The organism is Pulveribacter suum (assembly GCF_003013695.1).
In the GTDB taxonomy this organism is placed as follows: domain Bacteria; phylum Pseudomonadota; class Gammaproteobacteria; order Burkholderiales; family Burkholderiaceae_C; genus Melaminivora; species Melaminivora suum.
The window spans coordinates 2,773,790-2,789,769 of record NZ_CP027792.1; the positions used below are offsets into that span (position 1 = coordinate 2,773,790).

General features: G+C 69.1%; 14 protein-coding genes. 9 read left to right on the forward strand and 5 right to left on the reverse strand.

Annotated features, from left to right (window positions below; genetic code table 11):
• The first annotated feature begins 19 nt into the window (after positions 1–19).
• The 4 genes from modB (at position 20) to C7H73_RS12695 (ending at position 4,496) form a co-directional block, all read left to right on the forward strand.
• Positions 20–703 (forward strand): molybdate ABC transporter permease subunit, encoded by a 684-nt coding sequence (modB, locus tag C7H73_RS12680; RefSeq protein ID WP_106846980.1) that lies wholly within the window; start codon positions 20–22, stop codon positions 701–703.
• Entirely contained in the window at positions 700–1,785 is a 1,086-nt protein-coding gene (modC, locus tag C7H73_RS12685; RefSeq protein WP_106846981.1) for a molybdenum ABC transporter ATP-binding protein, read from the forward strand. Before modB ends, modC begins: the two co-directional genes overlap by 4 nt.
• A gap of 221 nt (positions 1,786–2,006) precedes the next feature.
• On the forward strand, positions 2,007–2,627 hold the full coding sequence (locus C7H73_RS12690; protein ID WP_106846982.1) for a TRAP transporter small permease subunit: 621 nt from the start codon (positions 2,007–2,009) through the stop codon (positions 2,625–2,627).
• A gap of 24 nt (positions 2,628–2,651) precedes the next feature.
• The gene (locus C7H73_RS12695) at positions 2,652–4,496 is read left to right on the forward strand and encodes a TRAP transporter large permease (protein ID WP_106846983.1); all 1,845 of its coding nucleotides are present in this window, start codon (positions 2,652–2,654) and stop codon (positions 4,494–4,496) included.
• Positions 4,497–4,625: 129 nt separating this feature from the next.
• On the opposite strand, the gene C7H73_RS12700 is transcribed toward C7H73_RS12695, so the two are convergent.
• The 4 genes from C7H73_RS12700 to xseB all read right to left on the reverse strand — a co-directional run bounded on the left by C7H73_RS12700 (position 4,626) and on the right by xseB (position 9,007).
• Positions 4,626–5,708, reverse strand: coding sequence for a TRAP transporter substrate-binding protein (locus C7H73_RS12700; RefSeq protein ID WP_106846984.1), 1,083 nt, complete (start codon positions 5,706–5,708; stop codon positions 4,626–4,628).
• A gap of 194 nt (positions 5,709–5,902) precedes the next feature.
• Positions 5,903–7,795, reverse strand: a complete 1,893-nt coding sequence (dxs, locus tag C7H73_RS12705) for a 1-deoxy-D-xylulose-5-phosphate synthase (protein ID WP_106846985.1) — start codon at positions 7,793–7,795, stop codon at positions 5,903–5,905.
• Between the two features lie 67 nt (positions 7,796–7,862).
• A complete protein-coding gene (locus C7H73_RS12710; protein WP_106847669.1) occupies positions 7,863–8,723 on the reverse strand; it encodes a polyprenyl synthetase family protein in 861 nt (286 codons plus the stop codon).
• 41 nt (positions 8,724–8,764) lie between these two features.
• On the reverse strand, positions 8,765–9,007 hold the full coding sequence (gene xseB / locus C7H73_RS12715) for an exodeoxyribonuclease VII small subunit (RefSeq protein WP_106847670.1): 243 nt from the start codon (positions 9,005–9,007) through the stop codon (positions 8,765–8,767).
• Between the two features lie 263 nt (positions 9,008–9,270).
• On the opposite strand from xseB, the gene C7H73_RS12720 reads away from it, so the two are divergent.
• From C7H73_RS12720 to C7H73_RS12730, 3 genes are all read left to right on the forward strand, one after another.
• Complete coding sequence (locus C7H73_RS12720) at positions 9,271–10,410, forward strand: aromatic ring-hydroxylating oxygenase subunit alpha (protein ID WP_106846986.1); 1,140 nt, start codon at positions 9,271–9,273, stop codon at positions 10,408–10,410.
• Positions 10,411–10,516: 106 nt separating this feature from the next.
• A complete protein-coding gene (locus C7H73_RS12725; protein ID WP_106846987.1) occupies positions 10,517–11,413 on the forward strand; it encodes a DMT family transporter in 897 nt (298 codons plus the stop codon).
• A 79-nt stretch (positions 11,414–11,492) separates the two neighbouring features.
• Positions 11,493–12,395: a sulfurtransferase gene (locus tag C7H73_RS12730; protein ID WP_106846988.1), complete on the forward strand. Its 903-nt coding sequence runs from the start codon at positions 11,493–11,495 to the stop codon at positions 12,393–12,395.
• 7 nt (positions 12,396–12,402) lie between these two features.
• Here the strand turns inward: C7H73_RS12730 and C7H73_RS12735 are convergent, their stop codons facing one another.
• Entirely contained in the window at positions 12,403–13,839 is a 1,437-nt protein-coding gene (locus C7H73_RS12735; protein WP_106846989.1) for an NAD-dependent succinate-semialdehyde dehydrogenase, read from the reverse strand.
• Positions 13,840–13,984: 145 nt separating this feature from the next.
• Between C7H73_RS12735 and C7H73_RS12740 the strand changes: the two genes are divergently transcribed.
• Positions 13,985–14,860, forward strand: a complete 876-nt coding sequence (locus C7H73_RS12740; RefSeq protein ID WP_106846990.1) for a branched-chain amino acid ABC transporter permease — start codon at positions 13,985–13,987, stop codon at positions 14,858–14,860.
• Positions 14,857–15,933, forward strand: a complete 1,077-nt coding sequence (locus C7H73_RS12745; RefSeq protein WP_106846991.1) for a branched-chain amino acid ABC transporter permease — start codon at positions 14,857–14,859, stop codon at positions 15,931–15,933. The genes C7H73_RS12740 and C7H73_RS12745 overlap by 4 nt, the downstream gene beginning before the upstream one ends.
• Positions 15,934–15,980: the final 47 nt, after the last annotated feature.

A 15,980-nucleotide genomic window follows, 5' to 3' on the forward strand; every position in this document is an offset into this window, starting at 1 on the left:
AGCTATATTTTCAATAGCAGTGGTTGCTTTCACTCTGGGCCCCGAGGACTGGGCCGCCATCCGCCTGACGCTGCGCCTGGCGGCCATCACCACCGCGCTGCTGCTGGTGCTGTGCACGCCTCTGGCGTGGTGGCTGGCACACACCCGCTCGCGCTGGCGCGGGCCGGTGGGCGCGGTGGTGGCGCTGCCGCTGGTGCTGCCGCCCACCGTCATCGGCTTCTATTTGCTCGTGGCCATGGGGCCGCACGGCTTTTTAGGGCACCTGACGGACGCCCTGGGCCTGCACCGCCTGCCCTTTACCTTCGCTGGCCTGGTCATCGGCTCGCTGGTGTATTCGCTGCCGTTTGCGGTGCAGCCGCTGCAGCGCGCCTTCGAGGCGCTGGGGCCCCGGCCGCTGGAGGTGGCGGCGACTCTGGGCGCCGCCCGGCTGGACCGCTTCTTCACCGTGGCGCTGCCGCTGGCGCGCCCGGGCTTCATCACCGCCGCCATCCTGACGTTCGCGCACACGGTGGGCGAGTTCGGCGTGGTGCTGATGCTGGGGGGTAACATCCCCGGCGTGACGCGGGTGGTGTCGGTGCAGATCTACGACCATGTGGAAGCCATGGAATACACCCACGCCCATTGGCTGGCCGGCGGCATGGTGGCGTTCTCGTTCGTGGTGCTGATGCTGCTGCAGTGGCTGCAGCCCAGGAAAAGCCGATGAGCGCCGCCCCCGGCATCCACGCGCGCCTGCAGCTGGCACGCGCCGACTTTGTGCTGGACGTCGACCTGCAGTTGCCGGGCGACGGCGTCACCGCTCTGTTCGGCCCCTCGGGCTGCGGCAAGACCACCTGCCTGCGCGCCATCGCCGGGCTGGAGCGCGCGCGCGGCGCGGTGCACGTCAACGGCGACGTCTGGCAGGACGATGCCCGCCGCACCTGGGTGCCCACGCACCGGCGCGCCCTGGGCTATGTGTTTCAGGAGGCGAGCCTGTTCGCCCACCTGACCGTGCAGCGCAACATCGAATACGGCTGGAAGCGGCTGCCCGCCGCACAGCGGCGCGTATCGCTGGAGCACGCGGTGGAGCTGCTGGGCCTGTCCGCCCTGCTGGCGCGCATGCCGCAGCTGCTCTCGGGCGGCGAGCGTCAGCGGGTGGCGATTGCCCGCGCGCTGGGGGCCAGCCCGCGCGTGCTGCTGATGGACGAGCCACTGGCCGCGCTGGACGCCGCGCGCAAGGCTGAAGTCCTGCCCTACCTGGAGCGGCTGCAGCGCGAGCTGCGCATTCCGATGCTGTACGTGACGCACTCGGCCGACGAGGTGGCGCGCCTGGCCACGCACCTGGTGCTGCTGCGCGCCGGGCGTGTGCTGGCTCAAGGCGCGCCCGCCGCGCTGATGGCGCGCCTGGACCTGCCCCTGGCCACGGGCGATGGCGCTGCGGCGCTGGTGCATGGCCGGGTGCAGGCCTGGGACGCCCAGGACCATCTGCTCACCGTCGGCTTTGCAGGCGGCCGGCTGCACGTGACCACGCCGCACGCGCGCGCCGTTGGCGAGGAAGCCCGGCTGCGCGTGCTGGCGCGCGACGTGAGCCTGGCGCGCAGCCCGCCGCAGGCCACCAGCGTGCTCAACGTGCTGCCGGCGTGCATCGTGCAGATCGCGCCAGATGCCCCCGGTCAGGTGATGGTGCGGCTGGACGCCGGCGGCACGGCGCTGATGGCGCGCATCACCGTGCGCTCGCAGCGCGAGCTGGGCCTGGCCGAAGGCGAGACGGTGTTCGCCCAGGTCAAGGGCGTGGCACTGGCCGACTGAGCCATTGCAGGGCCCGCGGGCATGTACGCATAATCCCTTATTGCTATTAAAATAATAGCTTGTAGCGCTTGCTCTATAAGGGTTTCAACCCTGTTTGATTGCCTGCATGGCCGCCGCGCAAATCCGTAGAATGCCGCCCTCGTAAGTCTTTGTTCCAGCGCGGCGCAGCCACCCTTTGTGCCGGGCTTTTTTGTGCGCACCCACCACCCTGTGGAGACAACATGCAGGCACTACTTGCCTTCTCGCGGGCCGTCGATCGGCTGAACGCCTTCGTCGGCCGATATTGCATCTGGCTGATCTTTGCCGCCACCCTCATCAGCGCGGCCAACGCGGTGGTGCGCAAGACCTTCAACTACAGCTCCAACGCCTTCCTGGAAGTGCAGTGGTACCTGTTCGCCTGGTCGTTCCTGGTGGCCGCGGGCTACACGCTGCTGCAGCGCGAGCACGTGCGCATCGACGTGCTCAACAGCCGGCTGTCCAAGCGCACGCAGGTGTGGATCGACATCGTCGGCTTCGCGCTGTTCCTCACGCCGGTGTGCATCCTGGTGCTGTGGCTGGGCGTGCCGATGCTGATCACGCGCTTCGAGTCGGGCGAAGTTTCGGGCAACCCGGGCGGGCTGATCCGCTGGCCGGTGTGGGTGGCGCTGCCGCTGGGGTTCACGCTGCTCATGCTGCAGGGCTGGTCCGAGCTCATCAAGCGCGTGGCCTTCCTGCGCGGCCAGGGCCCCGATCCGATGGGCCGTCTGTCCAACCAGAGCGACGAGGAAGCCCTCGTCGAGGCCCTGCGCGTGCAGCAGGCCGAGAAGGACCAACAGGCCGCCTCCGGCGCCGCCGCCCGCTGACCGACCGCCCGGAGCACCTTTTCCATGGAATTTCTCACCTCCAATTTCGCCCCGATCATGTTTGCGGGCCTGGCCTGCTTTCTGATCCTGGGCTTTCCCGTGGCCTTCAGCCTGGGCGCCTGCGGGCTGTTCTTTGGCGTCGTCGGCATCGAGCTGGGCGTGTTTCCCGCGTCCATCCTGGCCTGGCTGCCCGAGCGGCTGATCGGCATCATGTCCAACGACACGCTGCTGGCCGTGCCCTTCTTCACCCTCATGGGGCTGGTGCTGGAGCGCAGCGGCATGGCCGAGGACCTGCTGGACTCGGTGGGCCAAGTGTTCGGCCCGATGCGCGGCGGCCTGGCGCTGGCGGTGATATTCGTCGGCGCGCTGCTGGCCGCAACCACCGGCGTGGTCGCCGCATCGGTCATCTCGATGGGCCTGATCTCCATGCCCATCATGCTGCGCTACGGCTACAGCCGGCCGCTGACCAGCGGCGTCATCGCCGCCTCCGGCACGCTGTCGCAGATCATCCCGCCCTCGCTGGTGCTGATCATCATGGCCGACCAGCTGGGCAAGAGCGTGGGCGACATGTACAAGGGCGCCTTCACGCCGGCCTTCATCCTGGTGGGCCTGTACGTGCTGTGGGTGATCATCCTGGCGATCTTCAAGCCGCACGCGGTTCCGGCCCTGCCGCCCGAGGCGCGCACGCTGCGCGAGCCCGACGGCAGCGCCGGCTACCCCTCGCTGCTGGTGGTGGTGGCGCTGTCCGCGCTGGTGGCCTGGGTGCTGGAGTCGCACATGGCCGACATCCACACCTGGTGGAGCGGCGCGGTGGTGGAGTCGGTGCCGACCGATGAGAAAGTGGTCGTGGCCGCCTGCGGCGGGGCCTTCGTCGCCTGGCTGATCGCCGTGGTCAACCGCGTGGCGCGCCTGGGCCTGCTGTCGCGCCTGGCCGAGCGCGTGACGTTCGTGCTGATCCCGCCGCTGCTGCTCATCTTCCTGGTGCTGGGCACGATCTTCCTGGGCGTGGCCTCGCCCACGGAAGGCGGCGCCATGGGCGCGGTGGGCGCGCTCATCATGGCCATGCTGCGCGGGCGGCTGTCGTGGTCGCTGCTCAAGCAGGCCCTGGCGTCCACCACCCGGCTGGCATCGTTCGTCATGTTCATCCTGATCGGTGCAACCATGTTCAGCATGGTCTTCCAGGCCGCCGACGGACCGCGCTGGGTGGAGCACCTGCTGGCCGACCTGCCCGGCGGGCAGATCGGGTTCCTGATCTTCGTGAACCTGATGATCTTCTTCCTGGCGTTCTTCCTGGACTATTTCGAGCTGTCGTTCATCGTGGTGCCGCTGCTGGCCCCCGTGGCCGACAAGCTGGGCATCGACCTGATCTGGTTTGGCGTGCTGCTGGCGGTGAACATGCAGACCTCGTTCCTGCACCCGCCGTTCGGCTTCGCGCTGTTCTTCCTGCGCTCGGTGGCGCCGGAAAAGCCGTACGTGGACACGGTGACCGGCAAGGTGATGGAGCCGGTGACCACCATGCAGATCTATCGTGGCGCGATCCCCTTCCTGATCCTGCAGCTGTTCATGGTCGGCATCCTGATCGCCTTCCCCGGCCTGGTCACGGGCAGCCTGGACAAGAAGGTCGAGGTCAACATGGACGCCATCGGCGCGCAGATGCTGGAGAGCCTGGGCCAGGACAACGGCTACGGCGCGGGCGAACCGCTACCGGGCAGCGGTAGCGGCAGCGGCGCCGCCCCGGCCATGCCCGAGCCCGAGTCGCCGGGCGGTGCGGACGATGCGGCGGCCGAGGACGACCCCTTCAAGGCCATCCAGGGAGCGGTGCAGCAAGACCCGCCGCCGAGCCCGCCGGAGGCCGGCGCCAGCCAGTAGCCACCGGGAGGGGCCGCCGCGCAGCGCGGTGGCCCTGCCCCCCCCGGGCGCCCATAAAAAAACCGCAGCCCAGGCTGCGGTTTTTTTGTGTTCCGCCCAGGCGCCACGCGGGCGCCCGGGCAGGAGGCGTCAGATCTTGACGCTGTTCATGTACTGGTTGAACGGGAACTCGGAGAAGCGGTTCCACAGGATCTGGTCACGCTGGAAGGCGCGCATGTCCTGGTGGATCTTCTTGAACTCGGGCGACTTGGCCTCGTGCTCGGCGAACACTTCCATGCAGGCCTTGAAGCCGGCGTCGTTCACGGCCTTGGGGAAGGCCTTGAGCTGCGTGCCGCTGGCCACCAGGCGCTTCAAGGCCTGCGGGTTCAGCGCCATGTACTTGGCCGTGCCGTCGGCGGCCGCCACGGCGGCGGCAGCACGGACGATGGCCTTGTTCTCGGGCGAGAGCTTCTCGAACGCCTTGTTGTTGATGAAGAACTCCAGGTCGGCGCCGCCTTCCCACCAGCCGGGGTAGTAGTAGTACTTGGCCACCTTGTTGAAGCCCAGCTTCTCGTCGTCGTACGGGCCGACGAATTCCACGGCGTCCAGCGTGCCCTTTTCCAGCGCCTGGTACAGGTCGCCGGCAGGCAGGTTCTGCGCCACCACGCCCAGCTTGGCCATGCCCTCGCCGAACACGCCGCCGCCCATGCGCATCTTCAGGCCCTTGAGGTCCTCGACGCCCTTGATCTCCTTGCGGTACCAGCCGCCCATCTGGGTGGTGGTGTTCAGCGCGCTGAGCGTCTGGAAGTTGTACTTCGAGAAGAACTCGTTCATCAGCTTGCGGCCGTTGCCATGGTCCTTCCACGCCATGTTCTGCAGGGCGGTGAGACCGAAGGGCACAGCGCAGCTGAAGGCGAAGATGGGGTCCTTGCCGGTGAAGTAGTACGCCGCGGACAGGGCCATCTCGATGGTGTCCTTCTCCAGCGCGTCCACCACGCCGAAGGCCGGCATCAGCTCGCCGGCGGCGTGCACCGACACTTCGAATTTTCCGCCCGAGAGCTCCTTGACGGTCTCGGAGAACTTCACGGCGGTGCCGAAAATGGTGTCCAGGGACTTGGGGAAGCTGGCGGCAAGGCGCCAGCGCACAGCGGCCTGGGCATGCACGGCAGGCGCCACGCCGGCGGCGAGGACGCCGGCCAGCCCGGCCTGCTTGATGATGGAACGACGATCCATGGACTGTTTCTCCAGTTGGTATGAAAACAAAGCGCGGCGCATGGGATCACGGCGCACAGGCCAGCCACGCGCAGCGGCGCCACAAATTGTAAAAACCGTACGGCGTCCGGCCGTTACGGGTTTCCCCTCGAAAAGCGCGGCGCGGGGCAATTAAACACGGCCAGCGGCCCGCAGGGCTGTCGCCACCGCGGCGTTCAGGCCGCGGCGCGCCCGTTGTGGCCCGCCTGCGTGGCATTGAAACGGGCGGTGATCGCGCGTTCGATGCCGGCGGCGTCCAGCCCCTGCAGGGCCAGCAGGCGCGCCGGGTCGCCGTGCTCGACAAACGTGTCGGGCAGGCCCAGTTGCAGCACGGGTCGCAAGACGCCAGCGGCGTTCAGCGCCTCGCACACGGCACTGCCCGCGCCGCCCATGATGGCGCCCTCTTCCACCGTGACGATGGCCTCGTGCGTGGCGGCCACGCGCAGCAGCAGCTCGGTGTCCAGCGGCTTGGCCCAGCGCATGTTCACCACCGTGGCGTCCAGCCCTTGGGCCGCCTGCAGTGCCGGGTACAGCAGCGTGCCGAAGGCCAGGATGGCGATGCGGCGGCCTTCGCGGCGCACCTCGCCCTTGCCATAGGGCAGGCCCTCCAGGCTGGCCAGCGGCACGGCGCCCACGCCCGCGCCGCGCGGGTAGCGCACGGCCACCGGGTGGTCCTGCTCGTAGGCGGTGGTGAGCAGCTGGCGGCATTCGCGCTCGTCGGCCGGGCAGGCCATGGCCATGTTGGGGATGCAGCGCACGAACGGAATGTCATACGCCCCGGCGTGCGTGGCGCCGTCCGCGCCCACCAGGCCGGCGCGGTCCAGCGCGAAGACCACCGGCAGGTTCTGCAGCGCCACGTCGTGGATCAGCTGGTCGTAGCCGCGCTGCAAGAACGTCGAGTAGATCGCCACCACGGGCTTCACGCCCTCGCAGGCCATGCCGGCGGCAAACGTCACGGCGTGCTGCTCGGCGATGCCCACGTCGTAGTAGCGGCCGGGAAAGCGCTGCTCGAACTCAACCATGCCCGAGCCCTCGCGCATGGCCGGCGTGATGCCCACCAGGCGGGCATCCTGCTCGGCCATGTCGCACAGCCACTGGCCGAAGACCTGGGTGAAGGTCTGCTTCGGGGGCGTGGCCGGCTTGACCAGGCCGATCTTGGGGTCGAACTTGCCCGGGCCGTGGTAGGCCACCGGGTCGGCCTCGGCCAGCTTGTAGCCCTGGCCCTTCTTGGTCACCACGTGCAGGAACTGCGGGCCCTGCAGGTCGCGGATGTTCTCCAGCGTGGGAATGAGCGAATCGAGGTCGTGCCCGTCGATGGGCCCGATGTAGTTGAAGCCGAACTGCTCGAACATGGTGGCCGGCACCACCATGCCCTTGGCCTGCTGCTCCAGCCGCTTGGCCAGCTCCAGCAGCGGCGGCACGTTCTTCAGCACGTTCTTGCCCACGTCGCGCGCACGGGTGTAGAAGTTGCCGCTCATCAGCTGGGCGAGGTAGCGGTTGAGCGCGCCCACCGGCGGGCTGATGCTCATGTCGTTGTCGTTCAGCACCACCAGCAGGTTCGCGTCGGCCACGCCGGCGTTGTTCAGTGCCTCGAAGGCCATGCCGGCCGTCATGGCGCCGTCGCCGATGATGGCCACGCAGTGGCGCTGCACGCCCTGCTGGCGCGCGGCCAGGGCCATGCCGAGCGCCGCGGAGATGCTGGTCGATGAGTGCGCGGTGCCAAAGGTGTCGTACTCGCTCTCGGCGCGCTGCGGAAAGCCCGACAGGCCGTCCAGCTGGCGCAGCGAGCCCATGCGTTCGCGCCGGCCGGTGAGGATCTTGTGCGGGTAGGTCTGGTGGCCCACGTCCCACACCAGCCGATCCTGGGGCGTGCTGAACACGGCGTGCAAGGCGATGGTCAGCTCCACCGTGCCCAGGTTGGACGACAGGTGGCCGCCGGTCTGCGAGACGCTCTCCAGCACGAAGGCGCGCAACTCGCCGGCCAGGAGCTTCAAGTCGGCACGCGAGAGGCGGCGCAGGTCGGCCGGGTCATGGATGCGCTCGAGCAGCGGGTAGTTCGTGGTGGACATATGCTATGCTTTCAGGAGCTGCCAGCGCTTGTCTGACAAGCGCTGCGGGGCTTTTTTGCCCCAAACTTCAGTGGGTGCGGTGCACCACCATGCCGGCCAGGGCCGCCAGGGCGCGCGTGTCGGGCAGGCCGCTGGCGGCCAGCTGGTCCAGGCTCTCGTGCAGCAGCGTGGCCGCATGGGCGCGGGCGCGCTCCAGGCCCATCAGCGAAACGTAGGTGGGCTTGTCGCTGGCGGCATCCTTGCCTGCCGTCTTGCCCAGGGTGGTGGAGTCTTGCGTCACGTCCAGCACATCGTCCACCACCTGAAAGGCCAGGCCGAGGGCCGCGCCGTAGCCGGACAGGGCGGTGCGTGCCGCCTCGGCGGGTGCGCCGCAGGCGGCGCCCATCTCCACGCTGGCGCGCAGCAGCGCGCCGGTCTTCAGGCGGTGCATGTGGCGCAGTTCGTCCTCGGTCAGGCGCTGGCCGACGTGGGCCAGGTCGATGGCCTGGCCGCCGGCCATGCCCTCGGCGCCGGCCGCGCGGGCCAGCAGGCGGCACAGCTGCGCCTGCATGGCGGCGGGCACGCCGTCCTCGGGCGTGAGCAGTTCAAAAGCCAGCGCCTGCAGCGCATCGCCCGCCAGCAGCGCCTGGGCCTGGCCAAAGCGCACATGCACCGTGGGCTTGCCGCGGCGCAGCACGTCGTTGTCCATGCAGGGCATGTCGTCGTGCACCAGGGAATAGGCGTGTATCAGCTCCACCGCGCAGGCGGCGCGCAGCGCAGCCGGCTGGTGGCCGCCCACGGCCTCGGCAGCGGCCAGCACCAGCAGCGGGCGCAGGCGCTTGCCGCCATCGAGCACGGCGTAGCGCATGGCCTCGCCCAGGCCGGCAGGCGCGTCGGCGGGCAGAAAGCGCCCCAGCGCCTGCTCCACGCAGGCCAGCTGGGTCTGCATCCAGGGCGCCAGCGCGAAGGCAGCGGCGGGAGCGGCGGCCGTCACGGCTCGTTCCACGGCTGCAGCGCACCTTCGTCGAGCACGCGGATTTGCTCCTGCACGGCCTCCAGCCGGGCTCGGCACAGCTGCAGCAGTTCGGCGCCGCGCTGGTAGCCGGCCAGCATCTGGTCCAGCGGCAGCTGGCCCGACTCGATGCGGGCGACGAGTTGTTCAAGCTCCTGCAGGGCGGCCTCGTAGGTCGCCGGTTCGGGCTGTGGTGCGGGAGCGGCAGGGGCCTTGGGCATGAAGAAGAAAGCGGGGATGTGCAGCGCCGGGGCGCGCGGGTGGTCAACGGGCCATTTTAGGCCGCCCACCCGGCCGGCCGGCGCCAGGCCCGCTGGCACGCCAATACACGCACCTGCGCAGAGGAAATAACCCCACCACCTACAATCCCATTCCTTGTCATGAACCGGCGATGGGTTAGCGCTCTCCGCCGGTTTTGTTTTTTCCAGCCGTGCGCGCCCACACGCGCACCCTCCCTGTGGGGAGTCTTTAGGTCAGGTCACCCATGTCTGATTTAAGTCTTCGACTGCAGCCGGCCACAAGCCAACTCCCTGTCTCCAGCTACTTCGACCCGGCGCTGCTGCAGCGCGAGCGGGACACGCTGTTCCGCCAGGGCCCGCGCTACGTCGGCCACCAGCTCGCTGTGCCTGAGGCCGGCGACTACCTCGCGCTGGCGCAGGAGCAGCAGGGCCGGGCCCTGGTGCGCAACGCGCGGGGCGGCGTCGAGCTGATCTCCAACGTCTGCCGCCACCGCCAGGCCATCATGCTGCAGGGCCGGGGCAGCCTGCAGGGCCAGGGCAAGGGTCACGCGGGCGGCAACATCGTCTGCCCCATCCACCGCTGGACGTATTCCAGCAGCGGCGAGCTGCTGGGCGCGCCGCACTTTGCGCACGACCCCTGCCTGCACCTGAACAATTACGGCCTGCGCGAGTGGAACGGCCTGCTGTTTGAGGACAATGGCCGCGACATCGCCGCCGACCTGGCCGGCATGGGCCCGGCGCACGACCTGTCGTTCGAAGGCTACGCGCTGGACCACGTCGAGCTGCACGAGTGCCACTACAACTGGAAGACCTTCATCGAGGTGTACCTGGAGGACTACCACGTCGGCCCCTTCCACCCCGGCCTGGGCAACTTCGTCACCTGCGACGACCTGCACTGGGAGTTCGGCCGCGAGTATTCGGTGCAGACCGTGGGCGTGGCGCCGACGTTCGGCAAGCCCGGCTCCGACATCTACAAGCAGTGGCACGACGTGCTGCTGCGCTACCAGGGCGGCGAGCTGCCGCAGCGCGGCGCCATCTGGCTGACCTACTACCCGCACATCATGGTGGAGTGGTACCCGCACGTGCTCACGGTCTCCACGCTGCACCCCATCGGCGTGGACAAGACGCTGAACATGGTGGAGTTCTACTACCCCGAGGAAATCGTCGCCTTCGAGCGCGAGTTCGTCGAAGCCCAGCGCGCCGCCTACATGGAGACGGCCATCGAGGACGACGAGATCGCCGAGCGCATGGACGCCGGCCGCAAGGCCCTGCTGGCGCGTGGCGACAACGAGGCCGGCCCCTACCAAAGCCCCATGGAAGACGGCATGCAGCACTTCCACGAGTGGTACCGCAGCAAGATGGGGAGCGATCTGGCGGGTGGCTGAGCGCCGGCACGCCCCTCGCAGCCACTCCTAAAATAATAGCTGCTGGCGCCCTATCCACGGGCGCCAGCAGCTTTTTTTATTCATACCCCCTTCAATTCAACACCCCATGCAAGCGCTCTGGATGGTTCTGGCTGCTTTCCTCTTTGCCAGCATGGGGCTGTGCGTGAAGATCGCCTCGGCCTGGTTCACTGCCGCCGAGCTGGTGTTCTGGCGCGGCCTGATCGGCATGGCCCTGCTGGCCCTGCTGGCACGCCGCCAGGGGGTGGGGCTGGCCACCCGCTACCCCGGCATGCACGCCTGGCGCAGCCTGGTGGGCGTGATCTCGCTGGGCGCCTGGTTCTACGCCATCGCCTTCCTGCCGCTGGCCACGGGCGCTACCCTCAACTACATGAGCAGCGTCTGGATCGCCGCCTTCATCACCGGCGGCGCGCTGCTCGCCTGGCGGCCCTCGGCGGGCACGCCGCGCCCGCTGCTGCAGGTGCCGCTGGTGCTCACCGTGCTGGTGGGCTTTGCCGGCGTGCTGCTGATGCTGCGCCCCAGCGTGGGCGAGGGCCAGGGCTTTGCCGGCACCGTGGGGCTGCTGTCGGGCTTTTGCGCGGCGCTGGCGTACATGCAGGTCTCGGCGCTGTCGCGCCTGGGCGAGCCCGAGGCGCGCACGGTGTTCTATTTCGCGCTGGGCTCGGCCGTGGCTGGCGGCGCCGCCACCCTGGCCACGGGCGCGTCGCCCTGGCCCGGCTGGGCGGCGCTGTGGTTGCTGCCGCTGGGCCTGCTGGCCGCCGGCGGGCAGCTGTGCATGACGCTGGCCTACTCCCGCGCGCTCACGCCGCGCGCCACGCTGGTGGTGGCCAACCTGCAGTACACCGGCATCATCTTTGCCAGCTTCTACGGCGTGCTGGTGTTTGGTGACGACCTGCCGCCGATCGCCTGGGCCGGCATGGCGCTGATTGCCGCCAGCGGCATCACCGCGTCGGTGCTGCGCGCCCGGGGCGCCGCCGGCGACTGATGCGGCGCGCGCCGACGCCGCGCGCGCGGGCGCGGCGCCACAATCAGGCCCTCACCGTCCTTCAAGCGTGCCCTTCGCCATGCCCCATACCCTGTTGATCTCCGCACCCGAGCTGCAGCAGCTGCTGCACGATCGCCGCCCCGCCATGGTGTTCGACTGCAGCTTCGACCTGGCCACGCCGTCGCGCGGCGTGACGCTGTACCAAGAGGAGCACATCCCCGGCGCCGTGCACGCCGACCTGGACCTGAACCTGAGCGCGCGCCACGGCGCGCCCGGTCCGGGCGGCATGCTGGTGGCCGGCGCGGCCGATGCCCCCTGCTCCGGCGGGCGCCACCCGCTGCCCAACCGCGAGCGCTTTGCCATGTGGCTGTCGGCCGTGGGCTTTGCCAACGACATGCAGGCGGTGGTGTACGACCGCAACGGCGGCCTGTTCTGCGGCCGGCTGTGGTGGATGCTCAAGTGGATGGGCCACGATGCCGTGGCCATGCTGGATGGCGGCCTGCCGGCCTGGAAGGCCGCCGGCGGCGCCGTGGCGCAGGGTGACGAGCCGGCGCATTTCCAGACCAACTTCGAAATCAGGGAGCCGCTGCGCCGCCTGGTGGACGCCGACGCCGTCTGGCAACGCCTGCACCAGCCCACGCAGACCGTGATCGACGCCCGCGCCGCACCGCGCTACCGCGGCGAGGTGGAGCCCCTGGACCCTGTGGCCGGCCATATCCCTGGCGCCTTGAACCGGCCCTTCACGGAGAACCTGGACGCCAGCGGCCACTTCAAGTCGCCCGCGCAACTGCGCGCGGAGTTCGACCAGCTGCTGGCCGGGCGCGCGCCCGAGGGCGTGGTGCACCAGTGCGGCAGCGGCGTCAGCGCGCTGCCCAACCTGCTGGCCATGGAGATTGCCGGCTACGCCCCCACCGCCCTGTACGCCGGCAGCTGGAGCGACTGGTGCAGCGACCCCAGCCGCCCGGTGGAGCGGGGCGGCTGAGGCACCGTTACACGGGGGTGATGGAAACCGCCCGCGTGTTCAGGCAGGCCTCCACCGCCTCCGGCCCGCCCTCGGAGCCATACCCCGAGTCCTTCAGCCCGCCGAAGGGCAGCTCGGCGCTGGGCGTGGCCGACTGGTTCACCCACAGCATGCCGACCTCGACCTGGCGCGCCAGTGCGTGCGCGTCCTTGAGCGAGCGCGTGAAGGCATACGCCGCCAGGCCGTAGGGCAGGCGGTTGGCTTCGGCGATGGCGTCCTGCAGGTCGGTGAAGCCGCGTACGGCGGCCACCGGGCCGAAAGGCTCCTCGTTGAAGATGCGCGCGGACAGGGGCACATCGTCCAGCACGGTGGGCGCGAAGAAGTTGCCCTCGCGCTCGATGGTTTCGCCGCCGGTGGTCACGCGCGCACCGTGCTGGCGCGCATCGCCCAGGAAGTCCTTCATGGCCGCCACGCGGCGGGCATTGGCCAGCGGCCCCATGCGCGTGCCCTCCTGCAGGCCGTCGCCCACTTTCAGCCCTTCGGCATGGCGCGTGAGCGCGGCAACAAATTCGGCGCGCACGCTCTCGTGCACCAGAAAGCGCGTGGGCGCAATGCACACCTGCCCGGCGTTGCGAAACTTGGCGCTGGCCGTGGCCTTGACGGCCAGCTGCACATCTGCGTCCTCGCAGACGATGACCGGCGCATGCCCGCCCAGCTCCATGGTCACGCGCTTCATGTGCTGGCCAGCCAACGCTGCCAGCTGCTTGCCCACGGGTGTGGAGCCGGTGAAGGTCACCTTCTTCACGACCGGGTGCGGAATCAGGTAGCCGGAGATCTCCGCCGGGTCGCCATAGACCAGGTTGACCACGCCCGGCGGCAGCCCTGCGTCGGCCAGCGCGCGCACCAGCTCGGCGGGGCTGGCAGGGGTTTCCTCGGGCGCCTTGACGATGACGGCGCAGCCCGCAGCCAGCGCCGCGCCCAGCTTGCGCACCACCTGGTTGATGGGGAAATTCCAGGGAGTGAACGCGGCCACCACGCCCACCGGGTCTTTCAGCACCATCTGGTGCACCGCCGGGTTGCGCGCCGGCACGATGCGGCCATACACGCGCTGGCCCTCGTCGGCGAACCATTCCAGGATGTCGGCCGCGGCGGCGGCCTCGCCGCGCGCCTCCATCAGCGGCTTGCCCTGCTCCTGCGTCAGCAGCAGGCCGATGGCGTCGGCCCGCTCACGCATCAGCGTGGCGGCGCGGCGCATCATGCGCGCCCGCTCCACCGCCGCCAGCGCGCGCCAGGCCTCAAAGCCCTGTTGCGCCGTGGCCAGCGCCCGATCCAGGTCGGCGATGCCGGCATGGGCCACGCGCCCGATGGGCTGGCCGGTGGCCGGGTTGTACACCGCCAGCGTGCGGCCGCCTTCGGCGTCCTGCCACTGGCCGTTGATGAAAAGCTGGGTGTCCGGGTAGCCCATGAAGATGCTCCTTGTTGATTTTGGCGGGGAGAAGTCGGCGCCACCATACACCGTTCAGGGTTAGTCCGGACTGCGCTGGCCGCCCCGTGCGGGCACGATCATTTATGCAAAGCACCTGCTTTGTAAAAATACATGGAGACGCCGCGTGCAATTCCTCCAACTGCTGGTCAGCGGCCTCTCGCAGGGGTGCATCTACGGGCTGATCGCGCTGGGTTTCGTGCTGATCTACAAGGCCACCGAGACGGTGAGCTTCGCCCAGGGCGAGCTGATGATGCTGGGCGCCTTCTGCGGCCTGGTGCTCATGAAGCTGCTGGGCATGCCGTTCTGGATCGCGGTGGTGGCCAGCATCGCCGCCATGGCACTGTTCGGCGTGCTGCTCGAGCGCGTGGTCATCCGCCCCATTCTGGGCCAGCCGGCGTTCTCCGTCGTCATGCTCACCATCGGTATCGGCTACGTGCTGCGCGGCCTGGTCACCATGATCCCCGGCTTCGGCACGGACACCCACGCCCTGCCCGTACCTTACAAGGACGAGGCCGTGCAGCTGGGCCCGCTGGTGCTGGCGGCCGAGCAGCTGGCGGTGATCGCCGCCACCGCCGTGCTGTGCGTGCTGCTGTACGCCATGTTCCGCTACACCCGGCTGGGCGTGGCCATGCAGGCGTCATCGCAAAATCAGCTGGCGGCCTACTACATGGGCATTCCGGTGCAGCGCCTGAACGGGCTGGCCTGGGGCCTGGCGGCAGCGGTGGCGGCCGTTGCCGGGCTGCTGCTGGCGCCCATCACCTTCGTGCACGCCAACATGGGCTTCATCGGGCTCAAGGCCTTCCCTGCTGCTGTGGTGGGGGGCTTTGGCAGCCTGCCGGGCGCCATCGTCGGCGGCCTCGTCATCGGCGTGATCGAGTCGCTGTCGGGCTTTTACCTGCCCGAGGGCTTCAAGGACACGGCCGCCTACATCGTGGTGCTGCTGATGCTCATGGTCAAACCCAACGGCCTGTTCGGCGAAAGGCTGGTCAAGAAGGTATGAGATTTCTCTTCAAGACAAGCTACGAGCAGGACATCCGGCTGGCCAAGCACGGCGGGCACGTCCTCTGGTACGCGCTGCTGTGCCTGGCGTTGCTGGCCGCGCCCTGGGTGGCGCCCGAATACTGGGTAGCGCAGCTGACCTTCGTGCTGATCTACGGCATCGCCGGCCTCGGGCTGATGCTGCTGGCCGGCTTCACCGGACAGTTCTCGCTGGGGCATGCGGCCTTCCTGGGCGTGGGGGCCTACACGCAGGCGGTGCTGACCGGCATGGGCTGGCCCTTCGCGCTGGTGCTGGCCTGCTCGGCCGGGCTGTCGGCCGCGGTCGGCGTGGTGGTCGGCCTGCCGGCGCTGCGGCTCAAGGGCATCTACCTGGGCATCGCCACGCTGGCCTTTGGCTTCATCGTGGAGGAGGTCTTCGCCCGCTGGGAGAGCGTCACTGGCGGCAACTCGGGCAAGGCCGTGCTGCCCCCGCAGATCGCCGGCCATGCGCTGGAGTCCACCGAGGCCTTCTATTTTCTGTGCCTGGGCCTGGCCGTGGTCTGCACGCTGGGCATCGTGAACCTGCTGCGCGCGCCCACCGGCCGTGCCTTCGTGGCCATCCGCGACTCGGAGATTTCGGCGCAGAGCATGGGCATCCACCTGGCGTACTACAAGACCCTGTCGTTTGCGCTATCGGCGGCGCTGGCGGGCATCGCCGGGGCGCTGTATGCGCACAAGATGCAGTTCATCTCGCCCGACCAGTTCAGCATCCTGCAGTCCATCGACCTGCTCTTGATGATCGTGATCGGCGGGCTGGGTTCGGTGCACGGCGCCTTCCTGGGCGCGGCCTTCCTGATCCTGATGCCCCAGCTCATCGCCCTGGGCAAGGACGCGCTGCCCGAAGCCATCGGCCAGGCTCCCGGCCTGCAGGCCGTCGTGTACGGACTGGTGCTGATCGGCTTCGTGCTGTTCGAGCCCATGGGCCTGTACGGCCGCTGGCTGAAGATCCGCACCTGGCTGCAGCTGTTTCCCTTCTATCGCAAGGGCCTGTTCAAGCGCCAGAAGACCTTCCAAAAATCTGACCGCTTGAAGTGATGAACAACCCCCCGTGTCGCTTCGCTCCATCCCCCTTCCCGCAAAGC

Coding starts and splice junctions, on each gene's coding strand:
- C7H73_RS12690 (WP_106846982.1), top strand. CDS start 2,007: ATGCAGGCACTACTTGCCTTCTCGCGGGCCGTCGATCGGCTGAACGCC.
- C7H73_RS12720 (WP_106846986.1), top strand. CDS start 9,271: ATGTCTGATTTAAGTCTTCGACTGCAGCCGGCCACAAGCCAACTCCCT.
- C7H73_RS12725 (WP_106846987.1), top strand. CDS start 10,517: ATGCAAGCGCTCTGGATGGTTCTGGCTGCTTTCCTCTTTGCCAGCATG.
- C7H73_RS12710 (WP_106847669.1), bottom strand. CDS start 8,723: ATGCAGACCCAGCTGGCCTGCGTGGAGCAGGCGCTGGGGCGCTTTCTG.
- dxs (WP_106846985.1), bottom strand. CDS start 7,795: ATGTCCACCACGAACTACCCGCTGCTCGAGCGCATCCATGACCCGGCC.
- modC (WP_106846981.1), top strand. CDS start 700: ATGAGCGCCGCCCCCGGCATCCACGCGCGCCTGCAGCTGGCACGCGCC.
- C7H73_RS12730 (WP_106846988.1), top strand. CDS start 11,493: ATGCCCCATACCCTGTTGATCTCCGCACCCGAGCTGCAGCAGCTGCTG.
- C7H73_RS12695 (WP_106846983.1), top strand. CDS start 2,652: ATGGAATTTCTCACCTCCAATTTCGCCCCGATCATGTTTGCGGGCCTG.
- C7H73_RS12745 (WP_106846991.1), top strand. CDS start 14,857: ATGAGATTTCTCTTCAAGACAAGCTACGAGCAGGACATCCGGCTGGCC.
- C7H73_RS12700 (WP_106846984.1), bottom strand. CDS start 5,708: ATGGATCGTCGTTCCATCATCAAGCAGGCCGGGCTGGCCGGCGTCCTC.
- xseB (WP_106847670.1), bottom strand. CDS start 9,007: ATGCCCAAGGCCCCTGCCGCTCCCGCACCACAGCCCGAACCGGCGACC.
- C7H73_RS12735 (WP_106846989.1), bottom strand. CDS start 13,839: ATGGGCTACCCGGACACCCAGCTTTTCATCAACGGCCAGTGGCAGGAC.